The 20,268-nt window shown below is 55.7% G+C and carries 21 protein-coding genes; 5 read left to right on the top strand and 16 right to left on the bottom strand.

All coding sequences use genetic code 11. The features are described 5' to 3' along the window. Window positions 1-28: 28 nt before the first annotated feature. From AC2TF6_RS01415 to AC2TF6_RS01395, 5 genes are all read right to left on the bottom strand, one after another. A complete protein-coding gene (locus AC2TF6_RS01415) occupies window positions 29-781 on the bottom strand; it encodes an MBL fold metallo-hydrolase (protein WP_491309664.1) in 753 nt (250 codons plus the stop codon). A gap of 69 nt (window positions 782-850) precedes the next feature. After that, window positions 851-1,774 carry a helix-turn-helix transcriptional regulator gene (locus tag AC2TF6_RS01410; protein ID WP_491309663.1) on the bottom strand — a complete coding sequence of 308 codons (924 nt, stop codon included), beginning with the start codon at window positions 1,772-1,774 and terminating at the stop codon, window positions 851-853. Window positions 1,775-2,070: 296 nt separating this feature from the next. Beyond that, window positions 2,071-2,628 carry a 6-phospho-3-hexuloisomerase gene (gene hxlB, locus AC2TF6_RS01405; RefSeq protein WP_491309662.1) on the bottom strand — a complete coding sequence of 186 codons (558 nt, stop codon included), beginning with the start codon at window positions 2,626-2,628 and terminating at the stop codon, window positions 2,071-2,073. A gap of 6 nt (window positions 2,629-2,634) precedes the next feature. Continuing rightward, the gene (hxlA, locus tag AC2TF6_RS01400) at window positions 2,635-3,267 is read right to left on the bottom strand and encodes a 3-hexulose-6-phosphate synthase (protein WP_326051390.1); all 633 of its coding nucleotides are present in this window, start codon (window positions 3,265-3,267) and stop codon (window positions 2,635-2,637) included. Window positions 3,268-3,566: 299 nt separating this feature from the next. Continuing rightward, window positions 3,567-3,929 carry a winged helix-turn-helix transcriptional regulator gene (locus AC2TF6_RS01395; protein ID WP_491309661.1) on the bottom strand — a complete coding sequence of 121 codons (363 nt, stop codon included), beginning with the start codon at window positions 3,927-3,929 and terminating at the stop codon, window positions 3,567-3,569. Window positions 3,930-4,234: 305 nt separating this feature from the next. Here AC2TF6_RS01395 and AC2TF6_RS01390 point away from each other — a divergent pair, with 305 nt between their 5' ends. From AC2TF6_RS01390 to AC2TF6_RS01380, 3 genes are all read left to right on the top strand, one after another. After that, window positions 4,235-5,266, top strand: coding sequence for an LLM class flavin-dependent oxidoreductase (locus AC2TF6_RS01390; RefSeq protein WP_491309660.1), 1,032 nt, complete (start codon window positions 4,235-4,237; stop codon window positions 5,264-5,266). 287 nt (window positions 5,267-5,553) lie between these two features. Continuing rightward, window positions 5,554-6,759 carry a cytochrome P450 gene (locus tag AC2TF6_RS01385; RefSeq protein WP_491309659.1) on the top strand — a complete coding sequence of 402 codons (1,206 nt, stop codon included), beginning with the start codon at window positions 5,554-5,556 and terminating at the stop codon, window positions 6,757-6,759. A gap of 666 nt (window positions 6,760-7,425) precedes the next feature. Beyond that, window positions 7,426-8,271, top strand: coding sequence for an alpha/beta fold hydrolase (locus tag AC2TF6_RS01380; protein ID WP_491309658.1), 846 nt, complete (start codon window positions 7,426-7,428; stop codon window positions 8,269-8,271). 3 nt (window positions 8,272-8,274) lie between these two features. Here AC2TF6_RS01380 and AC2TF6_RS01375 read toward each other — a convergent pair whose 3' ends face one another. Both AC2TF6_RS01375 and AC2TF6_RS01370 read right to left on the bottom strand, forming a co-directional pair. Next, entirely contained in the window at window positions 8,275-8,418 is a 144-nt protein-coding gene (locus AC2TF6_RS01375) for a hypothetical protein (protein ID WP_491309657.1), read from the bottom strand. Window positions 8,419-8,485: 67 nt separating this feature from the next. Then, window positions 8,486-9,364 (bottom strand): polysaccharide deacetylase family protein, encoded by an 879-nt coding sequence (locus tag AC2TF6_RS01370; protein WP_491309656.1) that lies wholly within the window; start codon window positions 9,362-9,364, stop codon window positions 8,486-8,488. Between the two features lie 892 nt (window positions 9,365-10,256). On the opposite strand from AC2TF6_RS01370, the gene gdhA reads away from it, so the two are divergent. Continuing rightward, window positions 10,257-11,639 (top strand): NADP-specific glutamate dehydrogenase, encoded by a 1,383-nt coding sequence (gene gdhA / locus AC2TF6_RS01365; protein ID WP_491309655.1) that lies wholly within the window; start codon window positions 10,257-10,259, stop codon window positions 11,637-11,639. Between the two features lie 65 nt (window positions 11,640-11,704). Here the strand turns inward: gdhA and AC2TF6_RS01360 are convergent, their stop codons facing one another. The 5 genes from AC2TF6_RS01360 to AC2TF6_RS01340 all read right to left on the bottom strand — a co-directional run bounded on the left by AC2TF6_RS01360 (window position 11,705) and on the right by AC2TF6_RS01340 (window position 15,466). Further along, window positions 11,705-11,872 (bottom strand): hypothetical protein, encoded by a 168-nt coding sequence (locus AC2TF6_RS01360; protein ID WP_491309654.1) that lies wholly within the window; start codon window positions 11,870-11,872, stop codon window positions 11,705-11,707. Between the two features lie 387 nt (window positions 11,873-12,259). After that, window positions 12,260-12,874, bottom strand: coding sequence for a hypothetical protein (locus tag AC2TF6_RS01355; RefSeq protein ID WP_491309653.1), 615 nt, complete (start codon window positions 12,872-12,874; stop codon window positions 12,260-12,262). A gap of 49 nt (window positions 12,875-12,923) precedes the next feature. Beyond that, complete coding sequence (locus AC2TF6_RS01350) at window positions 12,924-13,592, bottom strand: MgtC/SapB family protein (protein ID WP_491309652.1); 669 nt, start codon at window positions 13,590-13,592, stop codon at window positions 12,924-12,926. A 102-nt stretch (window positions 13,593-13,694) separates the two neighbouring features. Next, window positions 13,695-15,002, bottom strand: coding sequence for a uracil/xanthine transporter (locus tag AC2TF6_RS01345; RefSeq protein WP_491309651.1), 1,308 nt, complete (start codon window positions 15,000-15,002; stop codon window positions 13,695-13,697). A gap of 2 nt (window positions 15,003-15,004) precedes the next feature. Further along, window positions 15,005-15,466 carry a nucleoside deaminase gene (locus tag AC2TF6_RS01340; RefSeq protein ID WP_009675820.1) on the bottom strand — a complete coding sequence of 154 codons (462 nt, stop codon included), beginning with the start codon at window positions 15,464-15,466 and terminating at the stop codon, window positions 15,005-15,007. A gap of 132 nt (window positions 15,467-15,598) precedes the next feature. On the opposite strand from AC2TF6_RS01340, the gene AC2TF6_RS01335 reads away from it, so the two are divergent. Next, on the top strand, window positions 15,599-16,477 hold the full coding sequence (locus tag AC2TF6_RS01335; protein WP_491309650.1) for a LysR family transcriptional regulator: 879 nt from the start codon (window positions 15,599-15,601) through the stop codon (window positions 16,475-16,477). Between the two features lies 1 nt (window position 16,478). Here AC2TF6_RS01335 and AC2TF6_RS01330 read toward each other — a convergent pair whose 3' ends face one another. The 4 genes from AC2TF6_RS01330 to AC2TF6_RS01315 all read right to left on the bottom strand — a co-directional run bounded on the left by AC2TF6_RS01330 (window position 16,479) and on the right by AC2TF6_RS01315 (window position 20,251). Beyond that, on the bottom strand, window positions 16,479-17,228 hold the full coding sequence (locus AC2TF6_RS01330) for a hypothetical protein (RefSeq protein WP_491309649.1): 750 nt from the start codon (window positions 17,226-17,228) through the stop codon (window positions 16,479-16,481). 330 nt (window positions 17,229-17,558) lie between these two features. Beyond that, window positions 17,559-18,074, bottom strand: coding sequence for a hypothetical protein (locus tag AC2TF6_RS01325; RefSeq protein ID WP_491309648.1), 516 nt, complete (start codon window positions 18,072-18,074; stop codon window positions 17,559-17,561). 84 nt (window positions 18,075-18,158) lie between these two features. Next, window positions 18,159-19,175: an ABC transporter ATP-binding protein gene (locus AC2TF6_RS01320; RefSeq protein ID WP_491311734.1), complete on the bottom strand. Its 1,017-nt coding sequence runs from the start codon at window positions 19,173-19,175 to the stop codon at window positions 18,159-18,161. A 44-nt stretch (window positions 19,176-19,219) separates the two neighbouring features. Then, the gene (locus AC2TF6_RS01315; RefSeq protein WP_491309647.1) at window positions 19,220-20,251 is read right to left on the bottom strand and encodes an ABC transporter ATP-binding protein; all 1,032 of its coding nucleotides are present in this window, start codon (window positions 20,249-20,251) and stop codon (window positions 19,220-19,222) included. Between the last annotated feature and the right edge of the window lie 17 nt (window positions 20,252-20,268).

The raw sequence follows: 20,268 nt of genomic DNA, 5'->3' as shown, positions 1-20,268 counted from the left end.
TTTCCGGAATCGCGCCGTACTCTGTTCCTCAACGGTAAGCAAACCGGACCCACTCCCTATGAAGGAACGAGCAATCGCAATCCTTGGTCGCTTCCTCGTAAGTGAGTTCTTTGGAACTGTTCAGCAGGGCATTTAAATAGGTGAGCCGATTCGCAATGTCCCGGTCTATATAGGCCTCTCCGCGTATAACCCGACCGTGGCTCGGGATCAGGATACGGGAACGATAGGTTTTTAACTTTTCCAAAGATTCCGCGTGCCTGCCCACATACTTCCGATAATCAATGGAAGGGAGAATCGGCTCTCCCCCGTTTGTGTGAATCAGTTCGTCGGCAATGTGCACATACGTGCCGTTAATCTCAACGAGCAGTCCGCAGTGGGAATGCCCGGGAAAACCGATCAGGGTAAGCTCATGCTCCCCGAAAGTAAACTTCGTGCTGCCTTCGACTGTGCAGTCCGGAATAAACAAGTGATGATCCTCCGGATCGGTCCACATATCAAGTGTAGTCTGATAATGCACGCTTCCGTAAACCGGCACTTTAGGCAAAACTTTTAACCCGTAGATGTGATCGTCGTGAAAATGAGTCAGCACAACCGCTTCTATTGTGATTCCGTTTTCCTCCAGATCATTCCGGACCTGCCGGGCATGCTCCTCGTAAGCCGTATCGATCAAAACCGCCTTGTTCCCATCAAGCAGAACCGTTATGTTATAGCCGTAATGACGGTTCGGGTGCGGATTGAACGTATAAAGAATTATTTCCTTTTCCAATACTTGCTTGTACATTTGGCGAAGCCCCCTTTGTATAGCGTTCCTTGCCATTTACTATACAAAGGTATCCCTGACATCTATATGTCAGCCATTCTGATAGCGAACCTGCATGTCCAGAAGATAGTTCTGAATCTCTTCCCTCAAAAAACCCGGTTCCAGCACCTCACACTCTTTTCCGAAACCCAGAATGAATTTCATCAGCCCTTCTTCATGAGGGAAATCATCCTTCACTAGGTAAGCATCTTCTGTCTTCATAATCGATTCTTTGGCGAAATGCTCTTTTAACTGAGGGCCCATCCCCGCTGAAAATTTCAAAAGCACCCGTATGCTGCCGGCCAGATACCCTTGTTCGGCGAGGGTATCTAACTCATCCGTCGTGAGCACTCTCCCCGGAAACGGATCTCCCAGCTCTAACCGAGAGATCCGAACCAGCTTGAACCTGCGGTAATCGTTACGGCTGCGGCAGAAAGCGGCCAAATACCACTGACCGCCGGTAAATTCAATGCGCACCGGTTCCACCGTTCTGCTGAAAGATTCCAGATGACGGTTGCTGTAATCGAAACGGAGCAGCCGGCTCTCTTCCAAAGCCTGATTCATAAGCAGCAGTTGGTCCTGAACTTCCCTTTCCAGGCTGAAAGGAGACAATTCCATTCTTAAGCGCCGCGTGCCGGATGGTACTTTGCCGAATGCACTTTCAAACTTTAGGATAAGCTCGTTAAAGCTCTTGTTCTTCCCGAAAAGGAAGCCCAGTTGATCCATAACCGTGAGGAACGTCTGCGCTTCCCCTTTGTTGAGGAATAGTTTTTCGACCGAGTAGCCGTCCATCAGATAATATCCTCCGCCGGCTCCGCCCATTGCAGCCACAGGAACGCCCGCTTCCGCCAGTTTGTCGATATCGCGGTAAATCGTTCTGAGAGACACCTCAAAATGCTCCGCGAGCTCCTTTCCGGTAACCCGGCCCTTCTTCGATAAAATCAGAAGCATGGAAAGCAGCCGATCTACCCGCATATTCGCGCACCGCCCCATCCTACTCGCTTTTTTTTGCAAAGGTTATATAGTCATTGTACCTAGAACCTCGGGGAAGGAAAAGCCGGGCACCGGAAAGAACGGACCCAGGCCGGGAATCCGGCCGACAGCTAAACTTCAGGCTTACAGCATCGGACAAGATGTAAAAAAGCGGCTCCCTTTAAACCAGCAGCCCCTCGCAGACAAGCAAAAAAAGCCGCTGCGCTTCCCGGAGGAAACGTAACAGCTTTCCGTTTTAAAGTTTAGCCGCTTCAGGAACAGGCCCGCTCCGCTTCAGCCTATTCCAGATTGGCATGACGCCCGAACATCGTCTCGGACGTATACCCCTTCTTCTCCATCAGCCGGAGAATAATCGCATCGCAGAACAGCAGCAGCGTCTGCTCGAAAAGGGAACCCATCGGCTGAATCGTCGGATACGGGTTGTCCGACTTGTCTTTCGGCGAGCCCGGCAGCTTAACCGCGATATCCGACAACCGGCCGAGAGCCGATTCCGGAAAAATCGTGATGGCGGCGACGGAAGCGCCCAGATTTTTCGCTTTCTCCGCCATCGAGACGAGGCTCTTCGTCTCGCCTGAACCCGAGCCGACGATGAACACATCGTCCTTGGTCAGATTCGGCGTGACGGTTTCGCCGACGACGTATGCGTCGAAACCGAGGTGCATCATGCGCATGGCAAAAGCTTTCATCATCAGTCCGGAGCGGCCCGCTCCGGCCGCGAAAATTTTGCCGGCATTCAGAATGGCATCCGCCAGTTCCTCCGCTTCGCGGCTCACGACAGCTTCGGCTGTGCGGTGGAGCTCCTCCTGAATCTCGGACAGATATTGAGTCGTCTGCATAAGAGATTACCCCTGCTTGATCAGCTTCTGCATTTCGGCCGCGGCCGCTTTACGGTCGTCCTGTCCGGTAATGCCCCCGCCTACGATAACGAGATCCGGCTGCGCCTTAATCACTTCCGGCAGCGTGCTGAGCTTGATGCCGCCGGCGATTGCCGTTTTTGCCCGCTTAACGGCCCGTTTGATCGTTTGAAGATCTTCGAACGAATTTTTGCCGACAGCCTGCAGATCATATCCGGTATGAACGCAGATGTAATCGACACCGAACGCATCGACTTCTTTTGCGCGCTCTTCCAGGTTTTTTACGCTGATCATATCGACCAGAACTTTTTTATTCTGCTTTCTTGCTTCCTCAACGGCCCCTTTGATGCTCATATCTTCCGCCGCGCCCAGAATCGTAATGATGTCGGCGCCCGCTTCGGATGCTTTCATGACCTCATAGCCCGCCGCGTCCATGATTTTGAGATCGGCAAGAACTTTCAGATTAGGGAAAGCCTGTTTCATTTCCTTCACGGCTCTTAAGCCTTCATTGATGATGACCGGTGTTCCGATCTCAACGATATCGATGTAAGGCTCCAATTCTTTAACCAGCTCAATCCCTTCCGGGATGTTTACGAGATCCAGCGCCAATTGCAATTCCATGTATGATTCCTCCTAGGATGTCAGTTAGAACTTGTTGATTGCCATGCGCTTATTCTAGGTCCTCGGCAGCGGAAAAGAAAGTACGCACTATTAGGGAACGTAGTAACCAAAAGGATACTAATGAGCAGTAAAACCCGCCATGATTCGTTTCCGCGCAACGCAAAAAAAGCCCCTCCGAAGAGGAGCCGTCCGCCGTCAATAGGCTGATCCGCCATATAAATCGTTCGGGACAGTTGAAAAATCGGATTCCGGCGCTCGTACCAGCCCGGCCCGGCATCGGCGGCCCAAACGAATAAGAGTCAAAGCTCGGTCGCTTCTGTATGCGGCGGCCCGGCCGGAGCCGAATGCATCTTCTTCTGATGATTCGCTCCCCACTCCGACATCACGTTCAATACTTGCTTGATGGTCAGCCCGTAGGGTGTGAGTGAATACTCCACTTTGGGCGGAACCTGTTTGTACACCTTGCGGTGAATAATCTCGTCCTGTTCAAGCTCACGCAGCTGCTGGGTAAGCATTTTCTGGGTAATGTCCGGCATTTCCCGCTTTAACTCCCCGAAACGGTGTGTACCTTCCGTCAAATGGCAGAGAATGACCGGCTTCCATTTGCCCCCGACTACTTTCAGCGTCAATTCCACAGACTGTTTAAAAAGCTGATCTCCCATTGGCCTGGCTCCTTTAGTATCCTTAAAGCACCTATATCACTTAAAAGTAGGTACTTGCATCGGGTTATATGCTCTTTCATAATAACAGGTACAGTCGGTTTATTCTTTAACAATTTCATTTTCTCCATCCCGATCCCAATCCCGTTCCCGAGGCTCCGATCTGGAAACCGGGCAGCAGAAATAGATGACTTTCGCAAAAACCGGACATCGACGGTACCCCCTACCTTGGACAAAAGGCGGGGGTTCCTTATCCGGCCCGATAAGATCACTTGTTCCGACACCATTTAAACAGGAGGCTGATTCCGATGGCTGACACCAATCAACCGGCAAAAAACATCACTCGTATCCCGCTCTCCATTCTGGATCTGGCTCCGGTCGTCCTCGGGGCAACACCGGCCGATTCGTTAAAAAATACACTCGACCTTGCCCAGCACGCCGAACAGTGGGGGTATCACCGCTACTGGCTGGCCGAGCACCACAATATGCCGGGCATCGCAAGCTCGGCGACTTCGATCGTAATCGGCCACGTCGCCGGCGGCACGAAGAAAATCCGCGTCGGTTCGGGCGGCATCATGCTGCCCAACCACGCGCCGCTGATCATCGCCGAGCAGTTCGGCACGCTGGAGTCGCTCTATCCGGGCCGCATCGACATGGGCCTCGGACGGGCGCCCGGCTCCGACCAGCTGACGGCCCGGGCTTTGCGCCGCGGTCCCGAAAGCGACGGCCAGCACTTCCCGCAGCAGCTCGAAGAGCTGCGGGGCTATTTGAACCCCGGACCCGGCGCTTCCCCGGGCCGTGTAAGAGCCGTGCCCGGCGAAGGGCTGAACATCCCGGTCTGGCTGCTCGGTTCCAGCGGCTTCAGCGCGCAGCTGGCCGGCGAGCTAGGCCTTCCGTTCGCCTTCGCCAGCCACTTCGCGCCGGATTACCTGATCGCGGCGCTGGAGCTGTACCGCAGCTCCTTCCGCCCGTCCGAGGCGCTGAAGGAGCCTTATGTCATGATCGGCGTCAACGTCTTCGCCGCCGATACCGAGGAGGAGGCGCGCAGGCTGGCGACCTCCCACGAGCAGCAGTTCCTGAAGCTCATCCGCGGACAGACCGGCCTGCTCAATCCGCCGGTGGACAACATGGATGAGCTGTGGAGCCCGCACGAGAAAGCCATCGTCCGGAAGCAGCTCAGCATCACGGCCGCCGGAACGAAAGAAACCGTGCGGGAGAGACTCGACTACCTGCTGTCGGAGACGCAGGCGGACGAGCTCATCGTCACCTCGCAGATCTACGATCACGGGGCGCGTCTGCGCTCCTATGAGCTTCTGGCCGAGGCGACCGGGGAACAATAAACCGGACATCCCCCGCATTGTGCGCCGCACAGACACCGACTAGCGCACCCGGTTGGCACTTTTTCGAGCCGCCGGTCCCACAAAACCCGCCGCCTGCGGCGTTACGCAGCCGCAACACCCAAACCGCTGTGCCCTTTCCGGGCCGGCGGTTTTTTTCACGTGGAACAAGGATAATCCGCTTGTCTCTCTCATATTAATTAACAATTGTTTCCTTTTAACCAAAAAAGGGTGAAAATCCAGATGGCCTGTACACCATACCATTCATTCTTATGAGGGAGGCTTATTTTATGGCGGTTAAAGAACAGCTGTTCATTCATGAAATTACCGGTTTTAGAACGAAGGACGAGTTCTGGAATCCCTACCCCTGGTACAAGAAGATGCGTGAAGAATCGCCGGTATTTTACGACGAGCGGCAGGATACGTGGAATGTGTTTCTTTATGACCATGCCAAGCAAGTTCTGAGCGACTACAAACTTTTTCCCAGCAAAAGAGACCGGAGCCTGATTCCGGTTCCCCTTAGCGACAACAAGGTGAATCTGATTTTTTCCGATCCGCCGGATCACCGCAAACGCAGAGGGCTTCTCTCCAAAGCCTTTACTCCACACAGTCTGGAAGACTGGAAACCGCGGATTCAGAACATCGTGAACGAGCTTGTAGCCAACGTGGCGGAGAAGAGATCGGTCGATCTTGTTCAAGAGCTGGCTGTTCCTCTGCCCGTCACGGTCATCGCCGACCTGCTGGGAGTGCCTTCGAAAGATTGGCGGCAGATTAAAAACTGGTCGGACATTTTGTTCATGCCCCACGATTTTCAGCATATCGAGGAGATGCAGGCCGCCAAAGCCCGCGCCAGCAAAGAGTTCGTCGAATATCTGCTTCCCATTGTCGGGCAAAAACGCACGCATCTCCAAGACGATATCATCTCGGATATGATTCTTGCGGAATACGAAGGGGCCTCTTTCACGGACGCCGAGGTCGCTCAAACCGCGATGGGCCTGCTGGGTGCCGGGAACGAGACCACGACCACGCTGCTGACGAACATGTTCTACAGCCTGGTCAAAGACCAGCCCGGTGCTTACGGGCAGCTGCGCAAAGACCGCAGTCTGGTGCCGCAGGCGGTTGAAGAGACCCTGCGCTACCGGTTCGCAGTTTCGCTGGACCGGAGAATCGGGGAGGACACGGACGTGTTCGGTCCGAAGATGAAGAAGGACCAGTTGATCATCGCCTGGGTTTCGTCCGCCAACCGGGACGAGAACCGGTTTCCGGACGGCGAGTCGTTCGACGTGCAGCGTAAGGACATCAAGCACCTTACGTTCGGCAGCGGCCAGCATTTCTGCCTGGGGGCTCCGCTCGCAAGGATGGAAGCGGTAAAGGCGCTGGAAACATTCGTGGAACGGTTCTCGGATTACTCGATACCGGACGACTTCCGGCCGCAGGACCATTTGCCTCCGAACAACCATAATCTGAATTCGCTGCCTGTCGTTGTCGAAGAGTAAGCAGCCGGAGGGACGGCGACTTGTCCGGCCTGCGTAAATGATGAGAGTGATAGGCACCTTACAGCTTTTCAACTTTGTATTCCGCCCGCCCTTCTTGCCCGCCCGGTGTGCCGCTCTTATTGCTCTCACCCTGAAGTTCTGGTAAAATATGCTTATCTTATAAAGAACGGAGGGTTATGTGTGGGAACAGTTAATTTCGATCGACTTTACGCAGCTAACTAAATAGCGCTTAAAGGCCCTGCCCTGTGCAGGGTGATCGGGATTGGTCTGCCTGCTTCATAACCCCAATTAGCCGTAGGCTAAAGAGGGCGGGACTTATCCGCCCTCTTTTTCTATGCCCTCCGCCGAATGCAAGCCCGCTATGGCTTGCATTCGGCACCCCTTCGATGCTCCGGTAACGGAACGACTTATCCGCCGCATATTTCGTGCCCTCGCATCGTTCGTTCGCTGAACGCTTTCACTGCAAGACCCGCTTCTGCCCCCGCGATTTTTGACCGGGTGGAGCGGGAGCCTCCTGCGGCGTGACAAGCTGTTCGTTCTATAGCGAGGGGGAATTACGCATACACGTGCATGGACATGCGGGGCACTCGCGTTCCTTTCCGGTCACCCGAACACAGGCAGCGCCTGTGTTTTTATTTTTTTAACATGAATCGGAGGGTTTATAACATGAGTGAACGAATGATACGCGTCAAAGATGTTGAATTGTGCACGGAAAGTTTCGGCAATCCCGCACATCCGGCAGTCCTGCTCATTATGGGGGCAACGGCTTCCATGCTTTGGTGGGAAGAAGATTTCTGCAGGCTGCTGGCCGAGAAAGGCTTCTTCGTGATCCGCTACGATAACCGCGACACCGGGCGCTCCGCAAGCTATGAACCCGGCCAGCCCGGCTATACGTTCGAGGATATGGCGGACGATGCCATCGCCGTTCTGGACGCCTACGAGGTGGAAAAAGCCCATTTCGTAGGAATGTCCATGGGAGGCATGCTCGTCCAGATCATCGCCCTCAGGCATCCTCATCACGTGCAGGGCATCTCGCTTCTGAGCACGATGTATTTCGGTCCGGGATGGGAAGAGCTGCCCCCGATGGAAGCGAAAGTGGAAGCTTTCTTCAATTCCATGGGAGAGATGGATGGGTCCGATCCGCAAACGCTCCTTCGGAACGCCGTTGACAAATGGCGTATCCTTGCCGGGTCCAAGCATCCGTTTGACGAGGAAAGGGTAGCCGCCCTGGCCGAGAGAGATATTGCGAGGGCCCTTAACTACGCGAGCTCTTTCAATCACAGCTATGTGACAGGCGGAGAAGCCTATCTGGGCCGGAGTGCCGAGATCCAGGCGCCCGCCCTTGTGATTCACGGGACAGAAGACCCCATCATCCCTTACGGACACGGGAAAGCGCTGCGCGACTCCATTGCAGGTGCGGAACTTTTAACGCTTGAGGGTACCGGACACGAGCTGCCGCGACCCGACTGGCCTGCCATTATCGGCGGTATCGCCAAGTATGCCGCTTTGTAGCATTTAACGCCAAGAAAGCCTTCGGAGCCCCTTCTCCAAGCGGTTCCGAAGGCTTTCTTTTGCAATGCGGTCGCCTAGACGCGGGAACACGGTTCGTCCCACCGGCGCCATGGCTTCCAGCTGCTGCTGCTCGGTTTCCAGTTCCATGCTGACACTCCTTCCACACTCTCTCTATCTACTGGCGTAAGAAGTCCGGCTGCGGTTCAAAAAAAGCTCAAAAAACTTTTTTCAGCATGCTCCACAAGGTGTCTGCCGTTATATAAGGCTCTCCGGCGTTTATTCGGCGGACAATCTCGCTGCCCGGCTGATTAATCCCGTCCTCAATCGAGAAAAAGAGCTCGATCCCCGCCCGCCGGCCCTCTACCGCGACAGCGTCCGTATAAGCCCCGTAAGGGAAGGCCAGCAAACGGCGGTGCTTGCCCGTTTCGTCATCCAGTCTCTTTTCCAGATAAGCGATGTCGCTTCGAATCCTTTTCCGATATTCTCCGTCAATCTCGTTACGCTTCCTCTGTTCCAAGAACATCCGGGCGGTTAGCGCCGGGGTCATCATGTCCGTTTCATCTTCCGGAATTTTCCGGTGAAGATCGTAGGTGTGATTATAGATGCCCATGCCCGCTTCTTTCAGTTCACGGATCTGATTCCAGTTCAAATGCGGGTCGGCGTTTGGATTAAACAGGTCCGATGAAATTCCAACGATAAAATTGGAAGCCGTCACGCCGTGTTTTTTCAAAATCGGCAGGGCCTCGGTATAAAAGGATTCGTACCCGTCGTCGAAGGTCAGAACAACGGCATTGGGCGGCAATTTCCCGCCTTCCCGCATAAACTGTACAAACTGTTCCATCGGAACGATATGAAATCCCCGGTCCCTCAGCATCTCCATATGCTCTTCAAATTGCTCGGGAGTCACGGTTGAAGGATGATCCTGACGGCTGCCGGCCGTTTTGCGGATATCATGGTACAGCAGGACGATGGCTTTATTCTCGTAGTAGACCGGCCCTGCCGCATTCTCCCTTCCATTCGGGTCCCATCCAAGCGTAAAAATCAGAAGAACCCCGAAAAAAATGCCGCAGGCTGCCAAAACTATATTTTTCATTCCCATGCTAACCTCTCATACTCCGTATTAAGCGCGCTACACTATAGTCGTAAGCGAACGGCTCCGGGTTCAAATCCGATGAATGCAGCACAAAAAAAATCCCTCCTGACGGCGCGTATGCAACCTTCCGGTCAGCACCATGTCTTAAGAAGGGACTCATCGGATCTATTCGTTTATCGATCCGGCCGTTTGTTCGCGGGCCGGCAGTTTCTTCCGGCTCTATTATAGCAGGTTTAGCGGATAGGAAGAGGAAGCCTTTTGAATCACTTCTTTTCCCAGTCCGCGAGAGAATGATTCAGTTTCTCAATGTTTCTTCCAGCTGGGAAAGCTCCGCTTCGGGCCAGCTCCCCAAAATTTCCGAATACGCCCCGATGCGCGCTTTACGGACATTTCTGAAAACTTCCCTGCCGCGGGGAGTAATTTCAATCAGGCTTGTCCGGCCGTTCCTCTGGTCGGGAGACCGTCTTTCCCCCGCGGAAGCGAAAAAATCAGCGGCTTCCACTCTTCTCGCAGAGGTGAAAAAAATCGGCACTTCTCGGAGCTTATCAAAATTTGTTCACAATTTTACTCGTTCTCGGCATCATTATGCTGCGGGCCTCCTTCGGTAAGGCCCTGACCGGAAAAGGACGCTCGCTTGTCCAAAAAAAACAGGCCCCGAAAGCTCGGCCCGCGCAGAATCCGGCCTCTGTTCCGGCCCTTCCGCAGCCCTCGGCAGAGCATATCCGACGCTAAAATCGTACATTAAACATCCAGTGGTCAATTAAAATTCGGATTTTGCCATCGACCTTTTTTATCGCCCTATAAAGCATTTTTTATGGAAATATGGTTGCTCTCCCATTAAAAACATGTAATAGTATTAGAAAATTACACCTAAACAAGGTTGGTGAAGTGAATGGGAGTATCGCTTGGAGGCAAGGCCGTAAACGAAGTGGCGGCAAAAACGTATATTGAAGAAGTTTATCAGACTGTTTTACAGCGTAATTCGAATCAATATGAATTCCAGCAAGCCGTTAAGGAAATCGTGGAATCGCTCGTTCCCGTTTTTGCTAAAAACCCGCATTACATGAAAGCCGGCATTCTCGAAAGACTGGTCGAGCCGGAGAGGCTCGTTTCGTTCCGTGTTCCCTGGGTGGACGACCAAGGCAATGTTCGGGTAAACCGCGGTTTCCGCGTCCAGTTCAACAGCGCCATCGGGCCTTACAAAGGCGGACTCCGGTTCCATCCTTCCGTAAACGAGAGCATCATCAAATTTCTCGGCTTCGAACAAATTTTCAAAAATTCCCTGACCGGTCTGCCGATCGGCGGCGGTAAAGGCGGATCGGATTTCGATCCCAAAGGCAAATCCGACGGGGAAGTCATGCGCTTCACGCAAAGCTTCATGACGGAGCTTTCTAGATATATCGGTCAGGATACGGACGTTCCGGCCGGAGATATCGGTGTCGGAGCCCGCGAAATCGGGTACATGTTCGGACAGTACAAGCGGATCCGCGGCGGCTTCGAAGCGGGCGTCCTGACCGGCAAAGGCGTCGTTTACGGCGGCAGCTTGGCCCGTCCGGAAGCAACCGGCTACGGCACCGTCTACTTCGTGCACGAGATGCTGCAGGCCAAGGGCCTGAGCTTTGAGGGAAGCACTGTCGTCGTATCCGGCTCCGGCAACGTGGCGATCTACGCCATGCAGAAAGCCCAGCAGTTCGGCGCGAAAGTGGTGGCCTGCAGCGATTCCGGCGGCTATATCTATGATCCGAACGGAATCAATGTGGAGACGGTCCGCCAGCTGAAGGAAGTCGAAAGAAAACGGATCAGCGAGTATACCCTTCTCCATCCCGGCTCTTTCTATCATGAAGGCTGCGACAAGATCTGGACGATTCCATGCGATATCGCCCTCCCATGCGCGACGCAGAACGAAATCGACATCACGTCCGCCAAGACTCTTATCGGCAACGGGGTAAAAGCTATCGGCGAAGGCGCGAATATGCCGACGACGCTTGACGCCATCGACGCGTTCCTGCAGGCAGGCGTTCTCTTCGGCCCGGCCAAAGCGGCCAACGCCGGAGGCGTGGCGGTTTCCGCGCTGGAAATGTCGCAGAACAGCATGCGCCAATCCTGGACGTTCGAAGAGGTGGATGCGAAGCTCCATCAGATTATGAAGAACATTTACCAGGCTTCGATTCAGGCGGCCGCCGAGTACGACCATGCGGACAACCTTGTCGTGGGCGCGAATATCGCGGGCTTCAAGAAAGTGGCCGACGCCATGATCGCCCAAGGCATCATTTAATCTTCCATACGCCCGGATATATACACGAAAAGCCTCACCGCCTCTAAGGCCGGTGGGGCTTTTTTTCATAACAAAACAATCTGGCCGCCCATCATATCAGCGCCTTGCGGCCCCAAACCGGCAAAGAGGCCGGAATCTACTGCTTCAACAGCCACAGCAGTCCCGCCGTCTCCGCGAATAGGACCACCATCGTCAGTATGCTTTTCAACGTCTTGTTGATTTTCCGGGAACACGGGTCCCCCCGGCGGCAGAAGCCCCTCTGCCGGCGACCGGCGCGCCGGAATCGGCTGCCAGAGGGGCTGCAGGGGCCTCTGGCGGCCCGACACACCCCTGCTGCATCTTCCCGGATGTTTCGCCTGTTTCGGCGGCACTGACGGGCTCCTGCGGGCTCCGGGAGAGCGCTCCGTTTTCTTCCGGTTCGCTCTCTGCCTTTTTCACCCCGAATTCCGTAATCACGGTAGAGGTTGTTCCCCGGGAGATCGCTTCGCAAACCAACCCCGTTCATCCGTCCAGCAAGCCCGCTTTCACCCGGAATAGGGCGGCTGATCCGGAAATAAATCACCCCTGTGCCGAAGCGCAACCGCTCCGTACAGGGGTAATTTGTTTTTACCGAAGGCCTCTCAATAGTAAGTAACCTCGCTCCGGGTCCCGAGCGGAATCATTTCATAGAGGTAACGCTGAACCCTCTCTTTGACCGCATCGGTGACGGGAATCGAAGCCCGGGCCACAAAATGGACGGTGCCCGTGACAGAGTCGTACCGGCTGAACGTAAAGCGGATGCTCATCGTGAACAAATCATTCAGCGCCGCCGCAATGCGGTACTGGTTGGATTCCCGGGCCACCGCCGCTTTCCAGATCCTCTCCGGCAGTTCCTGGATGCGGGCCTGGGGAATACTGTCCGTCTTGAGCTGGTCGTAAGGTTTTACTTTAAAACAAACATGAGGAAGCAAATAACTCGAAGCGAATTCTTTCAGATTGGCCATATCTTCGGCGGTCAGAAGCAGTTCTTCGTTCCACGCGTAGATGACCGCCGTATTTTTACCGTCTGTATGAACACGGACATATCTCAAATGAGGATAGCGCTGCTGAATCAACTGCTCGGCTAATAATCGGGTTCCCACCAGCCTCACCTCGGCGAAAAAAGTTTGAATATCCATTCTGCGAACGGTTGCAAAACTTTCCGGTGCTTCTGCTCCGGTTATACAGTATATGCAGCGCAGGCTTTCCGCGTTCAAAGCAAATACCGCCCTCCATGACGGGGGACGGTATTTGCTAACAGCGTTCTTACTGAACCTCGATGGTAAGAAGGGCCGGAACCTCGCGAGTCAGGCCCAGCAGTTCCTCCACGCGGTACGTTTCGGGCAGCCTTACGGTGATCTCCAGAACTATTTCGTCCGTTTCCTTGGTTGCATTGTCCATCGTGAAGCTGAGCACCTTGATGCCCCTGCCTCGGATGGCCGCCAGCATGTTCTCCAAAGCATCCGGCTCGTTGGCCAGACGCATAAACAAGTGCTCGCTTTTCGGAGCCGCAAGCCAGTTGAACCGGCCGTGCAGCACCTTCTGCGCAGCCAGGATCAGCAGCGTGACACCGATTCCGAGCCCGTACATGCCGGAACCGACGGCCATCCCCACACCGGCCGTAGCCCAGATGCCGGCAGCGGTCGTAAGCCCCTTCACCGTCTGCTTCTGCATGAAGATCATGCCGGCACCCAGGAAGCCGACTCCGCTGACCACCTGCGCAGCCACACGGGAAGGGTCTAACCCGAGATTGGGCCAGTCCAGCTGGTCCTGGAAGCCGTATTTGGAAATCGTCATCATAAGCGCCGCACCCACGGCCACAACAAAATGAGTCCGGATCCCCGCTTCCTTGGAGCGGCTTTTCCGCTCGTAGCCGATAAGCGCTCCGCATATCCCGGCGACAAGCACCCTCAACAAGTAATCGAATTGAACCATATTCTCACTCCCTGCCGTGTCTTTCAACTATAAGACCGCCCTGTCCGTTTGTTATCTATTACCCGATTGCGGTCGTTTGATCTCCAGCTTATGCAGGATCTTTCAATCGTACCCCTTTTCCTTCGCGATATCCAGCTTTGTCCAGTTTACGCAAGTTTCCAGGATCAGAGACATCAAGATCCCCACCACCAGACCGTTGCCCGCAAGCGGACGGATATAAACGGGCAGCGCCGAGAATACAACGGAGGGCGTGTTCATAATGCTGACACCGAGCAGAATAGGCAAGGCCAGCCGGTAAATGGTTTTGGAATTGAATCTTGTTCCCTCCACCGAACGGACGGCCGTACCGAACATTTGCAGATAAGCGACGAAAAGAACGGCGCTCCCGACACTGACCGGCAGACCGGAAAACCATCCTCCGAGAGGCGGGATAAGCCCTAGCACGAGAAAAAGCCCGCCGCCGATAGCGAGAGCCTGGCGGTGCAGGATCTTCATGCTCTCCAGCAGCCCCATCGAAGAGGTGAAAGTGCCGAACGGGATCAGGCCGAATACCGGCGTCAGCAGGGTCATCAGGCCGGTGATCAGGAACGAGCGGCGGTACTGGCTCTCCGTGGCGGCTTCGCCGTACAGCTTTTCGGCGGCTTTCAAAGACGTCACCGTGTTGGACATGTTGATGAAACCGACGATGAAAGAAGCCGCCATGATCCCGGCATCCACCCGGAGACTCCCCCATGGAAAAAGCCCCTGTACGGCCGCAGCGTGGTCCGGCATACTGCCGGGAGCCGGGAAGGTGAGCCCGTAAGCGGCCCAGCCCAGCAGAATGCCGAAGAGCATGGCAAAGTTGCTCACCCATCCGCGCCCCTTCAAATAAAGCACCGCGACAAATAGCGCGATCAGCACCGACAGAAGGGCTACCGGCGGATTCATCCGCCCGTCCTCTCCGACGCCGAGCATGCCTCTGAAGAAGCTGGCCATAAGCTGGGCGGACAGAAGGAACAGAGAGACGCTGATGACGACCGGGTTAAACAGCCTGCGCATAATACGCGCGAAACCGAGCAGCCCGAGGACAGCCATCATCAGGCCGGACAGAAGGTACCCGGCGGCAAGTCCCCCGCCGACCGCCTTCATATCCGCGCCGCTTGCGACGGCCGATGTGGCGATGCTGAGCGTGAAGCCCCACCAGACGCCGGCCGGACCGTCCATCAGGGCGAACCGGTGGCCCCAGTACGCTTGGAGCATGCAGGCGGCACCGGTCAGCACAAAGGACACCTGCAGGGAGAAGGCGATCTGACCTGGCGGCAGCTGGAAGACGTGCCCCAGTGTGAGCGGTACCACAATCGTGTTCATCAGGATGAAAAACATCCATTGAAGACCCGCCAGACCGATCTTGGGCGTTAATGTCGCTCGCATGTTCACGCCTGGCTTTCTTTCCAGACCGCGTAGGGATGATCCGGACAATCCGGCTCCACGCGGACAAGCTGGACGACTCTTTTCTCGGGAGCAAGCGCCAGTTGATCGTAAACGAATTTCGTACTCATTCCGATTCGCGAAGCTTCCTCTTCCGTATACGCATAATAGACGGCCTTGAATTTGGCCCAGTAGACGGCGGACAGGCACATCGGGCAGGGCTCGCCGCTGGCATACAGCTCACAGTCGGATAAATCCGGCTGCCGGAGCACACGGCTCGCTTCCCGTATGGCCTGGATTTCGGCATGTGCGGTAGGATCGTGCGTTTCCAGCACATCGTTCACGCCTTCGGCGATAATCCGGCCGTCTTTTACAATAACGGCCCCGAACGGCTTGCCCTTTTTTTCACGGGTATTCGTGCATGCAAGCTCTACGGCCCGCTTTATAAAAACATCAGTAGAATCCATCGGGTAGTTCCTTCTTTCCATGATTCGGATTTAATGCAGCAGTTCCATGGTATCATGATGGGAAGTATATAAATAATATCAATATAATTTGTTTCCTATATGATTTTCGTATGGAAAAAGGAGCCGATTGGGTTGGATCTGAAACAACTTCATTATTTCAAAGCCATCGCGGAAGAAGGACAGATTACGGCCGCCGCCAAAAAACTTCATATCGCCCAGCCGCCGCTCAGCCAGCAGCTGAAAGCGATGGAAGAAACGCTCGGCGCCGCTTTATTCCGCAGAGAGGGCCGAAGAATGCTGCTCACCGAAGAAGGCCGGACCCTGTACAAACACGCGGTCAAAATCATCGCTTCCATGGAAGAAGCGCAGGAAGAGATTCATGCGGTCCGGAGCGGCTGGTCGGGCAAGCTCTGCATCGGAGTCAATACACTGTCCGACGATCTGCTCCCCCATATACTGGGCGAATTCAGGCAGAACTATCCCCGGTTTACGTTCAAAATCCATCAGAACGAATCGTCGCTCCTCTGCCGGCTGCTCAAAGAACAGGCCATCGATTTGGCCATTGTTCGCATGCCGCTTCCCCTGCCGCTGCAGGATTTTACGATGCATTATGTGCGTTCGGAGCGTTACTGCTTCGTAACGGCGGCCGACGACATGCAGGCGCAAAGCCCCATCACGTTCGAGCAGATCCGCGAGTATCCGCTGATTGTTCCGAGTACGGAGGGGCTGGGGCTCCATCATATGATCCACGAAGAATTCGCGAAAAGGCGGCTCGAACCCGACATCGTGTGCGAATGTTCCGACATGTCCACCCTGCTCCAGCTCGTTTCTTCGGGACTCGGAGCCGGAATCGTGCCGGAAACCGTGCCGAAGCTGCATCCGGGCCCGCTCCTTCGGTATATTCCCCTCGAAGGCGACATCCTTCCGGCGCAATCAGCCTTGATCGGCCTAAGGGACGGGTGGCTTTCGCGGGCGTCCCGGTCGTTTATCGACGCTTACCGGAACTGGTAATCTACGCGCGTCCGAACTTCTCCTCCAGCCGCAGCATCATGGCTTCCCGGTGTTCGGCGAACTGCTTGTGGCGGTGACCGTTCGCCCCGGAAGGATGCGGAAACCCGTGCAGAATGCCGCACTCCCCAAGCAGTCCTTCCTCTTCCATCCGCTGCAGCAGGCCTTCTACCGTCTTTCCAAGCGGAATAATCAGCGCCCCGGGCTGCCGCTCCAATTCTTCCTTCGTGAAGGCGAAGGCCGTTTCCCGCAGAAATTCATTGGACAGAAGAGGCGGCTGCGCGCCCGTGTAGTTTTTTCCCTGTACGAAAACGGGGTACCGCAGCAGAGAAGTCGTATGCAGCACGGAGCCGATGCCTTGCGTGAACAGCTCCTCGCTCGAAGCCAATCCCAGATATCGGTGCAGCTCAAGCCCGGCCAGCATCGAAATCAGGTTGCGCCGCATGCTCCCCGAAAACCTTGCCGCTTCCTTCGCCTTTCGGACGATTTCGTTGTCCGGCAGTCCTTGGAGCAGACCGGCCCTTGCCGTTTCGAAGGCCGTTTTCATTTGGGTCCAGCCCGGCGTAATCCCCACGATCACGACTTGGGCGGCCGGACGGACAAATTCGTTGTGAGGCGCGTAATACATGCCCAGCCGGCCGCTTCTCTTCATCAGAAAGTCGTCCGTGAGCAGGTCTTCTTTGGTAAGCGGGCGGTCCGCCGGCAGTGAAAGAATAGCGGGCTTGTACGTATGGAACTCGCTTGTCGGCAGCATGTCAGGCTGGCCTCCTTTCTATTGGGGTGAACCGAATGTTACGCGATTCCCCTTTTCGGTGATCCGGACTTTACGTGATCCGCCCTTTACGGTGAATCGGCCCGATCGGCCCGTTACGTTATTTCGGCTTTACGCACGGTTTTCTACGGGTATTGCTTGTTTATGCCACGGAAAACCTGTGACTCTAAGAGGGAAAGGTTCGAGCCGCTTGTTTCGGATAAGCAATGTAACGCTTCTGCCTTCTCCGTACGCTTTGCTCTTTTGCGCCCGCTCGCATGAATAAAAGGCTGGAACCCCGCATAAAGCACGGTTCCAGCCTTTACTTGTGTGTCAGTCCCTCTCGAGCAAAAATTTAAGAAGAAGCGAATAAGTGCCGTTTTGTCCCGGAGCGGAGAGTGCCGGAGCCTCCCCACTCGCCGATGTCTGGTCCGCCTGCCCTTCCGCCTGTAGCGGCACCTCCCGCAGGAGCCAGTTTGAAGCCAGAGAACCGCGGAGCAGCTCCGCCTCGTCCACCGTCAGCGAGAGTCCGTCGATCCGGCCTACGGACGCGGTGAAATCCGTTTCGGCTTCCCGGCCGAGCCGTTCTTTGAGCCACGCCTGGAGCCCGCCGATGGTATTGAATTTCATCCGGTAGCCGTTTCGGATGCCTTCGGCAATCTGTTCTCCGTGCGCCTCTCCATAAACGAAAAAATCTTCGTAATCGGAATCATTTCCGGATATTTCCTGCAAAGGCTTTACATCTCCGGACGCCGCACTGGCCAGCAGCACCTCGTCGGAAAGGCCTAACCGGCGCACACGCTCCAGTAATATAGCCGTTTTTTGCGAAAATCTTCCCTGTTTCTCCATAAGAAACACCTCTATTCGTAAGCTGTCGCTGTTTCTGCCTGCCGCATCATGGTCTATTCTTATCTCAGTTTATAGAAAATTCCGCTACTCATGCAAGTGGCAGGCCGCATAATGCCCGGGGGCGATCTCCCGCAGCTCCGGCTCCTGCACCGCGCAGCGGCCTATCGCAAACGGACAGCGGGAGCGGAATTTGCATCCCGTTATCGACTCCAGAGGACTCGGCAGATCCCCCTGAAGAATGCGGCCGCCTGCCGGAGCAGCCTTCGGATCGGGAACCGGTATCGCGGAGAGCAGCGCCTCCGTATAAGGATGGGCCGGGCTCGTATACAGTTCCTCGCTCGGGGCGACCTCCACCAGCTTGCCCAGGTACATCACGCCGATGCGGGTGGAAATATGCCGCACCATCGATAAATCATGGGCGATGAACAAATAGGTCAGCCCGAGCTCATCCTGAAGCTCTTCCAGCATATTGACCACCTGTGCCTGCACCGACACGTCAAGCGCCGAAATCGGCTCATCGCACAGCACAAATTCCGGGCTGGCCGCCAGCGATCTGGCGATGCTGATCCGCTGCCGCTGGCCTCCGCTGAATTCGTGAGGGTAGCGGTCGGCATGCTCGCTCTTCAGGCCGACCTTGGCCAGCAGCTCAAGCACACGCTCACGCCGCTCCGCGCGTGAAAAGGCGCTGTGGATCTCCAGCGGTTCGGAAATCAGCTGGAGGACGTTCATCCCCGGATTCAGCGAGGAATACGGGTCCTGGAAAATGGCCTGCATCCGCTTCCGGTAAGGCTTTAGCTCCTTCTCGGTCATAGCGGCCATATCGCGGCCGTCGTAGCGGATCTCGCCGGAAGTGACGTCGTGCAGCCGGATGATGCTGCGGCCTGTCGTGGACTTGCCGCAGCCGGATTCTCCGACGAGCCCGAACGTTTCGCCGCGGTGAATGCGGAAGCTGACGTCGTCGACCGCTCTCAGTTCTCGGGTGGTACGCCCGAACAAAGATCGGGACGCCGGGAAATATTTCTTGAGCCCCCGGACGTCGATCAGCACGTCCCGGTTTTTGTCCGGGGAGCCGGTTGCATCACCCGGGTCCGTGCCCTTCAACGCAGCAAGACTCGCATCAGGGGCCGTTGTATCGCGCTCTTGGCTCACGAGTCTCCCTCCTTTCGCTTCGTGTCGGCCGCCTGCGGCACGCTCCCGCTATCGCGGCTGCCGGGCATTTCCGCCAGCCAGCACAGCGAACGGTGTCCCGGCTGCGCTTCGTAATACGGCGGGAGCCGCAGGCACTTCTCCATCGCATGGGGACAGCGCTCCATGAACGGGCAGCCCGGGGGCGGATCGAGCAGATTCGGCGGCGTGCCCTCGATAGGCACGAGCTTCTCCCGGGAACCGCCACCCGTCTTCGGGATGGACCGCAGCAAACCCTGCGTGTACGGATGCTGCGGAGTCTCGAAAATGGCTTCCACAGGTCCCTCTTCCATCACGAGCCCGCCGTACATGACAACGACCCGGGTGCAGACCTGCGCGACCACGCCCAGATCGTGAGTAATGAGCAGAACGGACGTCCCTGTCGTATCGCACAGATTCTTCATTAAATCCAGAATCTGAGCCTGGATTGTGACGTCCAGCGCAGTGGTCGGCTCATCGGCGATCAGCAGCTCGGGCCGGCAGGAAATCGCCATCGCGATCATCACACGCTGCCGCATCCCCCCGCTGAATTCGTGCGGGTACTGGTCGATTCTCTTCTCCGGCGACGGAATACCGACCTCCCGGAGCAGTTCTATCGCCCGTAGGCGGGCCGCCTTGCGGCCGAGCTTCTGATGGCGGCGGATCACTTCGGTAAGCTGCGCCCCGACTTTAACAACGGGATTGAGCGAGGTCATCGGGTCCTGGAAAATCATCGCCACCCGGTTGCCGCGGAGCTTCCTCAGCTCTTCTTCCGGCAGCCGCAGCGTATCCGTCCCCTGAAGCGTCACCTCGCCGCCGACAATCTTGCCCGGGGGCTGAATCAGACGGATCAGGGACTTGGCCGCCACGCTTTTGCCGCTTCCCGATTCGCCTACAATGCCGACCATCTCGCCTTTCTCTACCGTAAAGCTCACGCCCCGGACAGACTGCACCTCGCCTTCCCGGGTGAAGAACGAGGTTTTTAAATCACGAACCGATAATAAGGAAGCCATTCATCTCCACTCCGTTG

It is taken from the genome of Paenibacillus sp. JNUCC 35, assembly GCF_058269095.1.
Note: the sequence above shows the minus strand (reverse complement) of the source record. Positions and strands in the feature narration are given on the sequence as shown.